The 13,798-nt window shown below is 53.4% G+C and carries 12 protein-coding genes; 9 read left to right on the top strand and 3 right to left on the bottom strand.

The window, feature by feature from the left end; all coding sequences use genetic code 11:
• The first annotated feature begins 1 nt into the window (after window position 1).
• The 4 genes from gcvPA to AC0VXT_RS17565 all read left to right on the top strand — a co-directional run bounded on the left by gcvPA (window position 2) and on the right by AC0VXT_RS17565 (window position 4,595).
• A complete protein-coding gene (gene gcvPA / locus AC0VXT_RS17580) occupies window positions 2-1,357 on the top strand; it encodes an aminomethyl-transferring glycine dehydrogenase subunit GcvPA (RefSeq protein ID WP_475546456.1) in 1,356 nt (451 codons plus the stop codon).
• On the top strand, window positions 1,354-2,850 hold the full coding sequence (gene gcvPB, locus AC0VXT_RS17575) for an aminomethyl-transferring glycine dehydrogenase subunit GcvPB (protein WP_475546455.1): 1,497 nt from the start codon (window positions 1,354-1,356) through the stop codon (window positions 2,848-2,850). Before gcvPA ends, gcvPB begins: the two co-directional genes overlap by 4 nt.
• Window positions 2,851-3,054: 204 nt before the next feature.
• Entirely contained in the window at window positions 3,055-3,981 is a 927-nt protein-coding gene (locus AC0VXT_RS17570) for a protein phosphatase CheZ (RefSeq protein ID WP_475546454.1), read from the top strand.
• 209 nt (window positions 3,982-4,190) lie between these two features.
• Complete coding sequence (locus AC0VXT_RS17565) at window positions 4,191-4,595, top strand: hypothetical protein (protein WP_022730993.1); 405 nt, start codon at window positions 4,191-4,193, stop codon at window positions 4,593-4,595.
• An 86-nt stretch (window positions 4,596-4,681) separates the two neighbouring features.
• On the opposite strand, the gene AC0VXT_RS17560 is transcribed toward AC0VXT_RS17565, so the two are convergent.
• Together AC0VXT_RS17560 and AC0VXT_RS17555 are read right to left on the bottom strand one after the other, a co-directional pair.
• Window positions 4,682-5,161, bottom strand: coding sequence for a peroxiredoxin (locus tag AC0VXT_RS17560; RefSeq protein ID WP_022730994.1), 480 nt, complete (start codon window positions 5,159-5,161; stop codon window positions 4,682-4,684).
• Window positions 5,162-5,335: 174 nt separating this feature from the next.
• The gene (locus tag AC0VXT_RS17555; RefSeq protein ID WP_475546453.1) at window positions 5,336-7,564 is read right to left on the bottom strand and encodes a protein-disulfide reductase DsbD family protein; all 2,229 of its coding nucleotides are present in this window, start codon (window positions 7,562-7,564) and stop codon (window positions 5,336-5,338) included.
• 350 nt (window positions 7,565-7,914) lie between these two features.
• Between AC0VXT_RS17555 and AC0VXT_RS17550 the strand changes: the two genes are divergently transcribed.
• The gene (locus AC0VXT_RS17550) at window positions 7,915-8,493 is read left to right on the top strand and encodes a YqgE/AlgH family protein (RefSeq protein ID WP_022730996.1); all 579 of its coding nucleotides are present in this window, start codon (window positions 7,915-7,917) and stop codon (window positions 8,491-8,493) included.
• An 81-nt stretch (window positions 8,494-8,574) separates the two neighbouring features.
• Here the strand turns inward: AC0VXT_RS17550 and AC0VXT_RS17545 are convergent, their stop codons facing one another.
• On the bottom strand, window positions 8,575-9,396 hold the full coding sequence (locus AC0VXT_RS17545) for a hypothetical protein (RefSeq protein ID WP_475546452.1): 822 nt from the start codon (window positions 9,394-9,396) through the stop codon (window positions 8,575-8,577).
• Between the two features lie 803 nt (window positions 9,397-10,199).
• Between AC0VXT_RS17545 and coxB the strand changes: the two genes are divergently transcribed.
• The 4 genes from coxB (at window position 10,200) to AC0VXT_RS17525 (ending at window position 13,786) form a co-directional block, all read left to right on the top strand.
• A complete protein-coding gene (gene coxB / locus AC0VXT_RS17540) occupies window positions 10,200-11,051 on the top strand; it encodes a cytochrome c oxidase subunit II (protein WP_412778075.1) in 852 nt (283 codons plus the stop codon).
• An 11-nt stretch (window positions 11,052-11,062) separates the two neighbouring features.
• Complete coding sequence (gene ctaD, locus AC0VXT_RS17535; protein WP_475546451.1) at window positions 11,063-12,646, top strand: cytochrome c oxidase subunit I; 1,584 nt, start codon at window positions 11,063-11,065, stop codon at window positions 12,644-12,646.
• Window positions 12,647-12,725: 79 nt separating this feature from the next.
• Window positions 12,726-13,649, top strand: a complete 924-nt coding sequence (locus AC0VXT_RS17530; protein WP_412778077.1) for a heme o synthase — start codon at window positions 12,726-12,728, stop codon at window positions 13,647-13,649.
• Entirely contained in the window at window positions 13,646-13,786 is a 141-nt protein-coding gene (locus AC0VXT_RS17525; protein ID WP_276654344.1) for a hypothetical protein, read from the top strand. The genes AC0VXT_RS17530 and AC0VXT_RS17525 overlap by 4 nt, the downstream gene beginning before the upstream one ends.
• The last annotated feature ends 12 nt before the right edge of the window (window positions 13,787-13,798 follow it).

Genomic DNA, 13,798 nt, shown 5'->3' with positions numbered 1-13,798 from the left:
CATGCGTTATCTTCCCTTAACCCGCGCTGACCGCGCGTCGATGCTTGAAACCATCGGGGCAGCGTCAGTCGAAGAACTTTATCATGACGTTCCTGACGGTGCGTTACTTGATGCCCCGGTTGATCTGCCAAGCCATCTTGGCGAAATGCAGGTCGAACGCGACATGATGGCTTTGGCGGCCAAGAATACTGGTGCGTCGAGTGTGCCAAGCTTCTTGGGCGCTGGTGCCTATCGCCATCACGTGCCGGCGACTGTTGATTACGTGATCCAGCGTGGCGAGTTTCTGACGGCCTATACCCCGTATCAGCCTGAAATCGCCCAAGGCACGTTGCAGTATCTGTTTGAATTCCAGACACAGGTTGCCTCGATCACCGGCATGGATGTGGCCAACGCATCAATGTGGGACGGGGCAACGTCCTGTGCCGAGGCGGTCTTGATGGCATGCCGTGCGACACGTCGCAAAAAGGCCGTGCTGTCGGGCGGGGTGCATCCGCATTACCGCGAAGTGACGGAAACCTATTGCCAGTTCAGTGATACCGAAGTTGCCGGACGCGATGGCAATCCCGAACAGCAGGCAACGGTCGAAGAACTCGACGACCTGATTGATGATCAGACGGCCTGCGTTGTGGTTCAGTACCCCGATGTGTTCGGACGGGTTCAGGACCATACCCAGCTTGCCGAAGTATGCCATGCCAAGGGTGCGCTTCTGGTGGTTGTCTTTACCGAGGCGGTTGCCTTTGGTGCGATCAAATCACCGGGCAGTTTTGGGGCGGACATCGTGTGCGGCGAAGGCCAGTCGATCGGCAACGCGCTGAGCTATGGCGGTCCTTATGTTGGTCTGTTTGCCACAACCCAGAAACTGGTGCGTCAGATGCCCGGTCGTCTGTGTGGTGAAACGGTCGATCAGGACGGCAAGCGCGGTTTTGTTCTGACCCTTTCGACCCGTGAACAGCATATCCGTCGTGAAAAGGCGACATCGAACATTTGTACCAATGCGGGTCTGTGTTCGTTGGCCTTTACGGTGCATATGAGCCTTTTGGGTGAAGATGGTTATCGCCGTTTGGCGACCCTGAACCACGAAAACGCCTGCAAGGCCGCCGATGCACTTGATGCGGTTGACGGTGTTACGGTGGTTAATGACAGCTTCTTTAACGAGTTTACCGTGAAGCTGAGCAAGCCAGCCGCAGACGTGCTTGAGGTTCTGGTTGATAAGGGCGTTCTTGGGGGCGTTCCGCTGTCGCGTCTGTATCCGAACCGTTCGGATTTGGACAACTACCTTCTGGTGGCGGTGACGGAAACCAACACAGACGAAGACATCGCGACCCTTGCGGACGCATTGAAGGAGGCGCTGGCATGATCTTCACAACTCATACCGGTAACCGTGGACTTGTTCTTGAAGAAAAACTGATTTTTGAACAGGGCCAAGCGGGCCGTACCGGCGTTGATCTGCCCGAACCAAAAGGAACCAAATCGCGTCTTGGCGGTTTGGACCGCGACAGCAATGTCGGTCTTCCGGGCCTGTCAGAACCGCAAGTGGTGCGTCACTTTACCCGATTGTCGCAGAAGAATTTCGGGATTGATTCCGGGTTCTTCCCGCTGGGGTCATGCACCATGAAGCATAACCCGCGCATCAACGAAAAAGTTGCCCGTCTGCCCGGTCTTGCCGATTTGCACCCGATGCAGCCTGAAAGCACGGTGCAGGGCGCGCTTGAGCTGATTGACCAATGTGCGCATTGGTTGCTGGTTCTGACCGGAATGCCTGCGGTTGCCATGTCCCCGGCAGCCGGTGCGCAAGGGGAGCTGTGTGGCATGATGGCCATTCGTGCAGCCCTTGATGCACGCGGGGAAAACCGCCGTCGTGTTCTTGTGCCCGAATCCGCACATGGTACCAACCCGGCAACGGCTGCGGCCTGTGGCTTTACGGTTGATTCCATTCCGGCAACTGAAGACGGCCGTGTTGATCTGGCCGCATTCGAAGCCAAGCTTGGTGATGATGTGGCCGGCATCATGCTGACCAACCCGAATACCTGTGGGTTGTTTGAGCGTGATGTGCGCAAGATTGCCGATCTGGTCCATGCCGCGGGTGGCTATTTCTATTGCGATGGTGCGAATTTCAACGCCATTGTTGGTCGGGTCCGCCCGGCTGATCTTGGCATTGATGCCATGCATATCAACCTGCATAAAACTTTCTCGACCCCGCATGGCGGTGGTGGTCCGGGTTCAGGGCCGGTTGTGTTTTCTGATGCACTCGCACCGTTTGCGCCGATCCCGTATGTGGTGCGTACCGAGGACGGGTTCCGTCTGGTGGAAACTGCCGACGAAAATGACGGCACCAAGCCGTTTGGTCGCCTGAAAGGGTTCCACGGTCAGATGGGCATGTTCATCCGGGCACTGGCCTATATGAAAAGCCATGGTTCTGATGGTCTGCGTCAGGCATCTGGTGATGCGGTTCTTAATGCGAACTATCTGCTGGCACGTCTGAAAGACAAGCTCAGCGTCGCATACCCGGGATATTGCATGCACGAAGCGCTGTTTGACGATGGGTTCCTCAAGGATACCGGGGTTTCGACCCTTGATCTTGCCAAGGCAATCATCGACGAGGGCTTCCACCCGATGACGATGTATTTCCCGCTGGTGGTGCATGGTGCACTTTTGGTCGAACCGACCGAAACGGAAACCAAAGAATCGATTGATCAGTTCTGTGATGCTGTTCTGTCTTTGACGGCCAAAGCACAGGCCGGAGATGCGGAATTCTTCAAGAATGCGCCGTATTTGACGCCGCGTCGTCGCCTTGACGAAACGGCAGCAGCAAGAAAACCTGTTTTGCGCTGGATGCCGGAAACGGCTTGATACACAACGCAGAGCGGCAGTTAAAAGCACCCCGGCCAGATGGTCGGGGTGTTCTTTTTCAAGGACTTGTTCTTGAAACTCATTGGACTTGTCGCAATCTCAACCCTTATACTTGTTCGAATTGTAATGAACGGAGCCCGGTGGGTTAAGTTTGGGGATAGTGCGATAGGGCGAATGCCCATTGCCGGAGGTTTGAATTCAATCATGTCGCGTCGCGTACAAAAAGTGTTTACCGCCGAACGCCGGTTAAAAGAACGTTCGGGTGGGGGGGGCGAAGACTGGTCGGATTCGTTTTTTGACCCTACTCTTGAAAGTGGTATCGGGGCGGGTGAAGCATTGCCGTCACCATCACCATCACATGTCCCTGAGGATACGTCGGGGATCAATCAGGCCGTTCTTGATGAAATCCGGGCGTTGCGTGCGGAAGTCGGGCAGTTGCGCGATGCTGTTGGAAATAGCGGGCAATTGGCAGGCTCCCCGGACGCAGGCGGCATGGCAGCACCGGTTGCCTCAAACGATGCGCCAATGGATGTGTTGCCTGAGCCGGTTTCAAGTAACTTCAGCCATTCAAACCGGCCGGGGGCATCTGAACCCGATAGTGACGATCTGGAACTGATCCGGACCCAGATCGAGGAAATGAACGAGCACATCCATAAGGCCAAGGTTCAGATTGCGTCACTTCGCCATCCAAAGGCGCAGGATGACCGGTTCATGAGTGCCGCGACCGAGCTTGACGCTATCGTCAAGGATACGGAGATGGCAACTCATACGATCCTTGAGTCTGCGGAGCAGATCGACGATCTGGCAATGACATTGAAGAATTCGGCGCCGAGTGATTTTGTCGCCGATCACGTTGAGCAGATTGCCTTTATCGTCACGAAAATATTTGAATCCTGTAACTTTCAGGACATTACCGGTCAGCGGATCAACAAGGTTGTGAGTACCCTCGCATTCGTTGAGGAACGGGTTCACAACATGATTTCGATCTGGGGGGAGGATGCATTTTCCGACCTGCCAGTTTCAGACAAGGACGACACCGAAGAGAAGCCGGAAGACTCCGAGCTTCTTAATGGTCCCCAGCTGCAAGGCGAAGGTATCAGCCAGGATGACATCGACAAATTGTTCGATTAGCTGTTCTAAATGTTGCGGTTTTTCCTATATTTAGGCTAGAAGGCTTTGAAATCTGGCTTGAAATAAGGTGGCAATCCGCCCATGCGGCGTTTTTTGTCAACTAATCGTTTACATATGCTGGGGTAGGTTCATACCTATAAGAATGAGAAGCGATGTTGGGATGCGTGTAACATGCGTTTGCACGTGTTTTGCCGTGCTTGGAGGATAAGATGGGATTTTGGTCTCTTGGTGGTATTCGCCAGCCAAAGGCACAAGACATTAAGTGGCGCAAGAGTCCGCGTGGTGAATACTATCGTCTGTTCATGATTGACGACATTGCGGAACTCAAGCTGAACGGTGTCGGTGGCGTATATCTTTTGTGGCATGGCGGTTTGAAACCATCATGGCTGGTTGCGGGTGCAACCGAAGATCTTGGCCATAGTTTTGCAGAATTGATGCGTGATCCCGACATTCGTGAATACGATGGCCGGGGTGGCGTTTACATGAGCTGGTCGCCGATCAAAGGCAGCTTCCGTGAGGGTGTGGTGCATTTCATTGCAAAGCACACCAATCCGACCTTTGAGTGCGATTACGACAGTCGTGAAGACCCTATTCCGGTTTTGCTGCCGCGCTAACTATTTGGCTTGATGGCTCTTAACGAACAAAAGCTCCGCAGGTTCCTGCGGAGCTTTGTTTTTTGCGTAAAAGCCAAGATGTCAGCTTAGAGCTTTGTCAGCACGGATTCAGCACTGGATACTTCAAATGCGCCGGGTTCTTCGACGGCGAGATGGGTGACCTTGCCGTTTTCAACAACCATGGCAAAGCGGTTGGCGCGTTTGCCAAGGCCACGGCCGGTAAGATCAAGCTCAAGACCGGTTGCATCGACAAAGGCAAGGTCGCCGTCAGACAGCATGGTGATGCCATCTGCATTCTGGCTTTTGGCCCATTCCTGCATGACAAATGCATCATTGGATGCGAGGCAGGCGATTTCATCAACGCCCTTTGCCTTGATTTCGTCAGCCTTGGCGATGAAGCCTGGAAGATGTTTGGCTGAACAGGTCGGGGTGAAAGCACCCGGAACAGCGAAAAGAACGATTTTGCGGCCTGCAAAGAATTCTTTGGTATTCACAGCTTCCGGACCGTCGCTGGTTGCGCGGAACAGGGTTACATCCGGGACTTCGGTGCCGACTGAAATGGTCATGGATATCTCCGTTTGGTTACGTAATCCCGTTGATTACGTCATGGATCGCATGGCTTGGAAGCAAACTACAAAATCACTGGATGTTCAATGGTATCCGCATCCGTTTTACCAAGTGTCATTATTTGTACGCGATTATTCTGGAATTGTTCCGGTTAGGCTCAGATGTGGGTGAAATTAATTGCTGGCAAGCCCGGCCGTCGATCTTGCATCCTTGATGGCATCAAGAACCGCATCACGGCTGAGCAATTCAGACAGCAAAACCCCCTTGGGTGCATTCGGGCCAAACACCGCATTAAACGGGATGCCATACCGTCCAAAGGATGCCAGATAAGCGGCAATTTCCGGATCGGGGCGGGTCCAGTCAGCTTGCATCAGAATAATGTCGTCATTGGCAAAAAATTCTGCAAGCTCGGCGGTTTCAAGCACCAGTTTCTTATTGACCTGACAACTGACACACCATTCCGCCGTAACGTTGACAAAGACGGTTTTGCCATCTGCAATCAATGCCGGAATGGTCTCAGGTGCAAACGTCTGCCAATCAAGGGGGCCAGTGGCCGCAGTGGATACGCTTGACGGTGCGGGCGGTTTCGAGAAGCCCGGCGCAAACAGGGCGACCAGAAAACCGGTTACGGCAAGGGCGGTAAAGACAAATCGTGGGCGCAGGTTTTGACTGCGTTTGCGCGCCCAGACAAATACCGCGCCAAGGACAAGGCCGAGCCCAACGGCAATCGCGCCGCCAAGGCCGATTTGAACCGCCAGAATGCTCAGAAGCCATATTGCGGTGCCAACCAGTGCCAGACCAAGAACAGCCTTCACAACACTCATCCAGCGTCCGGGCTTGGGCAGCGCATGGGCCAGTCTTGGCTGAAGGGCGATTGCCAGATACGGAATGGCAAGGCCAACGCCCAGCAACGTGAAAATCCAGATGATGTCAAAGCTGCTGCCTGCCAAGGCAAAGCCAACCGCCGTTCCAAGGAACGGGGCAGAACAGGGCGTTGCGAGCAAGGTCGCGAACATGCCGGTCATGAAATGGCTGCTGAGGTGACGGCCACCTTTTTCCTGCTGGTTGATCACGTCATTGGCGGCGGTGCCCAGATTGTCGGAGCCGTTAATTTCAAACAGGCCCCACATATTGAGAGCAAACAGCGCAAGAATGATGGTCATCACGGTCAGGAAAAGAGGTTGCTGGAACTGTATGCCCCAGCCAATCGATCCCCCGGCTAGCTTGATCGCGATCAGAACCGCTGCAATCAGCCAGAACGATGTGATGATGCCTGCCGCACTGGCGAGAAAACCACTGCGGACCCGGCTGATTTCGCCTTCGCGGGCGTTGATCGCCGACATGACCTTGATCGACAAGACCGGCAAGACACAGGGCATGACATTGAGGATCAGGCCGCCAAGCAATGCAAAAAGGCCAATAAGCCAGATGTTTGTAACGGCCCCGGTTGCAGACGCCATGGTATCTGCGCCAAGAGGTTCGCCTTGGGCGGAAGCATCAGTTGGGCCATTTGCGACGGTCCGGCTTTGTTCAATGGCCAATGGTCCAGCAATGACAGTGACGGTCACTGTTTCAGATGCAAGATCCTGATCGGCGTTGAGGCCAAAAACCGGGACAGTGAAGTGTCGGTTATTGCTTTCGCCGTCTTTGTTCACCGCAACAGGTGCACCAAAGCCAATACGAAGCGGGCTTTCCACCAGAATATCATCCACAGTCACACCGGCATTAGACAGCCCGTCAACCGATAGGTGTAATTGCGTCGCGTCACCGTCCTTGGTGGCAAAAATGTTGCTGACCTGTATTGGCAGGTTGTCGCCAGTTAGCGGAACCTTTGAGACGAACTTTTCAATTTCGTGTGCGTGGGTGCTGACAGTTGATGCGCCGGAGGTTGGGGTGTCGGGGTGTCCGCTTGCGGGGATATCAAGGGCGAAGGTCGCGGCAGCAGGAATGCAGATGTCGCTACAGACAAGGTAGTTAACGTCCAAATTGATTGCGACGGACTGTGAGCGATCGGGGATCGCGACGTCAATCGGCAGGATGACATGGTTCTTGTAGCCAAATGTTTCCAGACCAAAGATCGAGAACCGGTGCGGGGCAGGCCACAGGATATTGGCATCCCCGACGTTTTGTGACCCCGTCCAATCCAGTTGCGGTGGAAAACCGGCGTCGCCTGCGCTGCGCCAATAGATTTTCCAATCAGGTTGAAGTTCGAATTCAAGGCCAAGACGCAGCGTGTCTGATGAACCGGTCTGGGTTTGCGCGCTGATGAGCCGAAGAGACGCGAAATCTTCGTCGGTCCATGGGGTGGATACATCGGTGGCAGCCGTCGCCGGTGTGACTAAAACCGGGGCGCAAATGGCAGCAAGAAAAAACACAAAACGGGCGATCAGGTGGCGGAGCACGTCAATGTCCTTAAAACGGTGTGCGTCATGGCATTTGGCAGTGGGGCGCTCATGCCATTGAGGTATGGCACAATTCAGGCAGTTTTTCATCTATCGAAGGCGTAGTCCCCAGCCGCGATCAAATCAAGCCACGACTGTGTGACCGGGGTCTCTGTCAGGGTGTTTTTAGGGCCATGATCGGTAAGTAATCACCGAAAACCGTGGCACTGAGCAAAGGTTGACCCTACATTTAGAATATCAAGTTTTGATCGTTGCGGGGCGATGTTTTATCGGGTTTTTCCGGGTTCTTGATGGAAATAGACCGCTAATCGCGCTAGGCTTGGTCAAACAGACACAGAAAGAGACGTAAAATGGGCGTGCGTGGAGACACAGGTGAATATCTTGGTGGAAAGTTGTTGATCGCAATGCCTGGCATGCGTGATCCGCGCTTTTCACAAAGTGTTGTCTATGTCTGTGCCCATAATGAAGATGGTGCAATGGGGCTTGTGATCAATCGTGTGATTGACAGCATCACCTTCCCGGAGCTTCTTGAGCAGCTTGGTATTGCGCGCCCGGCACCGACCATTCAGGACATTCAGGTGCATTTTGGTGGCCCGGTCGAAAGCAGTCGCGGGTTCGTATTGCATTCCACCGACTTTTCCAATGAGGCAACCCTGCACGTTGATACCGGCGTTTCGGTGACGGCCACGGTTGATATCCTCGAACAGATTGCCTTGGGGGAGGGGCCGGAAAACAGCATTCTGGCGCTTGGCTATGCCGGATGGCGCAGCGGGCAGCTGGAGAACGAAATTCTGGCCAATGGCTGGCTGCATCTTGATGCGGATGCCGATTTGTTGTTCGACATCGATTGCGAAGACAAATGGGAACAGGCATTTACCAAGCTTGGTTTTGCCCCGGAGTTGCTGTCGGGGGAAGCTGGTCACGCCTGATCAGAAGGTCTCTTGTACTGCTGGAATTGGAAAAGCCTGCCGACTGGCAGGCTTTTGCGTTTCATATGGGCCACACCGGCATTAATCAAACAAGGCGTCGATTTCGGCCTGTGAGAAGATCTGATCGACTTCATCCTGATCGACACGTTGCGCGTTTTGCGGCGCCTTGGTGACGGTTTTATCAAGGTTGTCGAGCCCTTTGGGGTCGGCGGGAACGTCGAAGTCACCGAAGTCATCATCACCCCAGATTTCGATCACGCGATTTACGCGTTCCTCGATATATTTCATGGTGTTAACGACTTTGGTAATCCGTTGACCGGTCAAATCCTGGAAGTTGCAGCTTTCAAAGACCTTGACGACAAGTTCAACAATATCGTCGGCCAGCCCCTGAGTGTAGTCATCTGTGGCGGCCGAACGGATGTTGTGGGCAACAGCATCAATTTTCTCGACAGTGTCGAGAATGCTTGCAGTTGCATCCTCGGTCGCGGCAACGACAGAGTCCAACTCGCCCTTGACGATATTGATACGCGTGCCGCTGTCATCTTCAGGGGCGGTATACAGGGCGGCGATTTCTTTTTTGGTTTCCTGAATGGAATTTGCCAATGCCCGAATTTCGGTTTTCAGCAGGCGCAGTTCAGCACGTGCGTCCTCCTCATCGTCCTCTTCGGGCTGCGCGGTGAGTTTCTTCTGCTCTTCGATCATGATGCGGATGTCAGACAGCAGCTCAAGCTTGAGGTCTTCAATCGCGGTATGAACGGCCGACAGATCCGGGCCGCCAACACCCGCTTGATGTGGTTCGGTGGGCATCTCGGTTGGCAAGGCGACCATGTCGCTCATGTTTTCGAGTTTGTTAAGCAACCGCAATTCTGCGGTGAAGAGCTTTTTGCTTCCGTGGCGTGCCATTAACGAACCTCTGAATTTAACAATCGGTATCTCGCAAGAGACCTTGGCGTCACTTCCCTGAAGGGCAGCGGCATTCATACTTTAGGATAGAGTAATCTGCAAACGTCGTCTCGCCAACCGAATTCCTATCCGTGATATTGGGGAAAATACCGAAGAATTAAAGGCTTCGGGACCGGAATTTATCATCGGATAGGACAAATTATATCAGGCGAGGTGCGAATCGCCATTTTGGGCTGGCCGTGTGGGGCTGATTCTTGATCACACTGTTGTCGAGAATGGCAAGGCTCAGGATACCGTAACGGCGTTTTCCTGAAATGGCTGCTGGCGGGGCAAAAATGCGGCGGGGCTGGCTTTATCCATTGGTTGAAGTGATTTGAAGATCATTCTGTGGTTATGTTGCACGGCAATAAGTGCGTGGGAGACCAAAGAACGCTGACCAGAATGGCGGTATTTCTATCAGGACGTGGGTATTTAGAGCCATTTCACGCAAAACCAAAGCGACAAAGTCACAAAGGCAAAATTACATTTTTTGTGCAACGCAGCGAGGTTTTTTCTGGAACAGGTGCCTAAGATACGCTATTTGCCTGCGTTACCGATGTACTTTCGGGTGCAGGGTTATTAAGAATAAGATATGTCAGAGGAAATACTCCGGGCTGATGATTGAGCCAATCTTTGGTTGAGAGGGCAAGACCACCCTTTATAAGGTGGACCCGTAACTTGTCTGAGAAACTGTTGACGAAGGTCAGGGACGGAGACGATTGAGGCATATCGCCTTGAGATGTAATGCGAGGGGGCAGATTCGCATGTCGATCAAGAAGCTATTTCCCATTCTTTTGTTGGGATTGGCGGTAATTACCGGGCTTGATAGTGCGGCAGTTGCTGCCGTTGGTCAGGCCGAACCTTGGCAGCTTGGGCTGCAGGATCCGGTTTCGCCTGTGGCTGTTGAAGGCCATAATTTCTTTGTTCTAGTGACGTGGTTGATGACGATCATCACCGTGATCGTTTTGGTGTTGCTGCTTTACGTGCTGTATCGCTTCAGCGCGAAACGCAACCCGGTACCGTCGAAGACGACCCACCATACCCTTCTTGAAGTGGTCTGGACGGTTGTTCCGGTACTTATTCTTCTTGTCATTGCGATTCCGTCGTTCCGCCTGCTGTACTTTGCAGACCGTGTCGAGGACGCCGATCTTACCCTTAAGATCATCGGCAAGCAGTGGTACTGGACATATGAATATCCAGACAATGGCAATTTCACCTTTGATTCTTTGATGATCGATGAGGAAACCGCCGTTGCCGAAGGAAAAATGCGTTTGCTGGATGTGGACAATCCCGTTGTCCTGCCGGTTGACCAGAACATTCGTCTGATCATGACGTCCGATGATGTGATCCATAACTGGGCCATGCCATCACTGTTCATCAAACTTGATGCAGTGCCGGGCCGACTGAATGAAACCTGGACCCGCATTCCAGGTGAATATGCCGGTACAACCTTCTATGGCCAGTGTTCGGAGCTGTGTGGTGTGAACCACGCCTATATGCCGATTGCTGTTAAAGCTGTTACCATGGAAGAATACGAAGCCTGGGTCGCCAAGGCGCAAGAACAGTTCGCATCTGTTGACTTGCCGTCTTCGGTTTCCGTGGCATCGGCAGAGTGAGGGAGAGATTGATGGCTCACGCTGACACACATGATCACGATCATACCCCCGGCTTCTTTACCCGTTGGTTCCTGTTGACCAACCATAAAGATATCGGGACGCTTTATCTTATTTTCTCCGTGATTGCCGGTTTGATCGGTGGTGCTTTTTCGGTCTGGTTCCGTATGGAACTGGCCCATCCGGGCACCCAGATCATCGAAGATCACCACTTCTTTAACGTGCTCATCACCGCGCACGGCATGATTATGGTCTTCTTTGTTGTCATGCCTGCCATGATTGGCGGGTTTGGTAACTGGTTCGTGCCGATCATGATTGGCGCGCCGGACATGGCGTTTCCGCGGCTTAACAACATTTCGTTCTGGCTGCTTGTTCCGGCCTTCCTGATGTTGATGCTGTCAGCTGTTGTTGGCAGTGGTGCCGGGACCGGTTGGACCGTTTATCCGCCGCTTTCAAGCACGTTGGGTCATCCCGATGCATCGGTTGATCTGGCGATCTTTGCGCTGCATCTTGCCGGTGCCAGCTCGATCCTTGGTGCGGTGAACTTCATCACGACGATCTTTAACATGCGTGCGCCGGGCATGACCCTGCACAAAATGCCGCTGTTTGCATGGTCAATGCTGGTAACGGCATTCCTGCTGCTGTTGGCTGTGCCGGTTCTTGGTGGCGCGATCACCATGCTTCTGACCGACCGTAACTTTGGCACGGACTTCTTTAATCCGGCCGGTGGCGGTGACCCGATCCTGTATCAGCATCTGTTCTGGTTCTTTGGTCATCCCGAAGTTTACATCATGATCCTGCCGGGCTTTGGCATTGTCAGTCACATCATCTCGACCTTCTCGCGCAAGCCGATATTTGGCTATCTCGGGATGGCCTATGCGATGGTGGCAATCGGTGTTGTTGGCTTTATCGTGTGGGCACACCACATGTATACCGTCGGCATGGATGTTGACACCCGTGCATATTTCACCGCGGCGACGATGGTGATTGCGGTGCCGACCGGGGTTAAGATTTTCTCATGGATTGCGACCATGTGGGGGGGGTCCATCACCCTGCGTGCACCGATGCTTTGGGCTATCGGCTTTATCTTCCTGTTCACTGTGGGCGGTGTGACAGGTGTGATTTTGGCGAACTCGGGCCTCGATCTGCCGCTGCATGATACCTACTTTGTTGTGGCGCATTTCCACTATGTGCTGTCACTTGGTGCGCTGTTCTCGATCTTTGCTGGTTTCTATTACTGGTTCAGCAAAATGTCGGGGTACGAGATTTCCGATCTTGGTGCGAAGATCCACTTCTGGCTCTTCTTTATTGGCGTCAACATGACGTTCTTCCCGCAGCATTTCCTTGGGCTGGCTGGCATGCCGCGTCGTTATGCCGATTATCCTGATGCGTTTGCGGGCTGGAACCTTGTATCGTCGTATGGTGCGTATATTTCGTTCGCGGCAACGATCTTCTTCCTTGGTGTGGTGGCGCATGCCTTCATCCGTGGCAAGAAGGCCGAAGCCAACCCATATGGCGAAGGTGCCGATACACTGGAATGGACCGTCAGCTCACCGCCGCCGTTCCATACCTTTGACGAATTGCCACGTATCAAGTAAGTGATCCTGGTTTAAGTCCCCCGCAGGCCTGTCTTGCGGGGGACACCCTACCGCCCAAAGAAGAGAAGACCAGAGTTTCATGACCAAGCAGGTTGCCGATCAGACCCTTGCGCTTAGTGCTGTGCATCTCCCCGTTTCGGAGGTGCGCGACTATATTGCGCTGCTCAAACCCGGTGTAATGACCCTTGTGGTCTTTACCGGTGCTGTGGGTCTGTTGATTGCGCCAGGATCGATCCATCCGTTCCTCGGCCTTGTCGCAATTGCCTGTATTGCGGTTGCCAGTGGTGCCGCAGCATCCATTAACATGTGGTATGATCGTGATATTGATCAGCACATGAAACGCACCCAGAACCGACCTATTCCGGCGGGGCGTGTTGAAGCCGACGAGGCGTTGTCACTTGGCATCGCATTGTCGATTGTTTCCGTGACTGTGATGGCAGTTGCCATTAATTTTGCGGCTGCGGCTTTGCTGGCGGTGTCGATTGCGTTTTACGTTTTCGTTTACACCATGTGGCTTAAGCGCAGCACACCACAGAATATTGTCATTGGCGGTGCCGCCGGGGCATTTCCCCCGATGATCGGCTGGGCGTCAGTGACCGGCGGGATTGATATCAATTCAATCGCGTTGTTCTTGATTATCTTTATGTGGACACCACCGCATTTCTGGGCGCTGGCCCTTTTCCGTTGTGGCGATTATGCCAAGGTCGGCGTGCCGATGATGCCGGTTGTTGCCGGTGAAGCGGCCACCAAAAAGCAGATGTTGATTTATACCATCCTGCTGTTGCCGGTGACCTTTATCCCGGTCGCAACCGGATTGCTTGGTGTCATCTACGGCGCGACGGCGGCCCTGACCGGTCTGTGGTTCCTGCGTCATGCGGTTCGTGTTTTACGCAATGTCGAAGAACGCGCGCCACACAAGATGTTTGGTTATTCTATCCTGTATCTTTTCGTCCTGTTCGGGGCGATGGTGGCAGATGTCTTCCTGAATGGATTTATCGCATGAGTGAGCAGCCCAATCCCAACAAGGCCGAACTTGATGCGTTTCTTGCCAAGCGCAAGAAAAAGAACTGGGTGTTCCTTGCCATTCTGGGCGGGTTGTCCGTTTTGTTTTTCGCCATCACGATTTTGAAGATGAGCTAGGACGCCATGGCT

The organism is Thalassospira sp. Z349TD_5, assembly GCF_056173045.1.
This window is presented reverse-complemented; position numbering and strand designations above follow the sequence as displayed.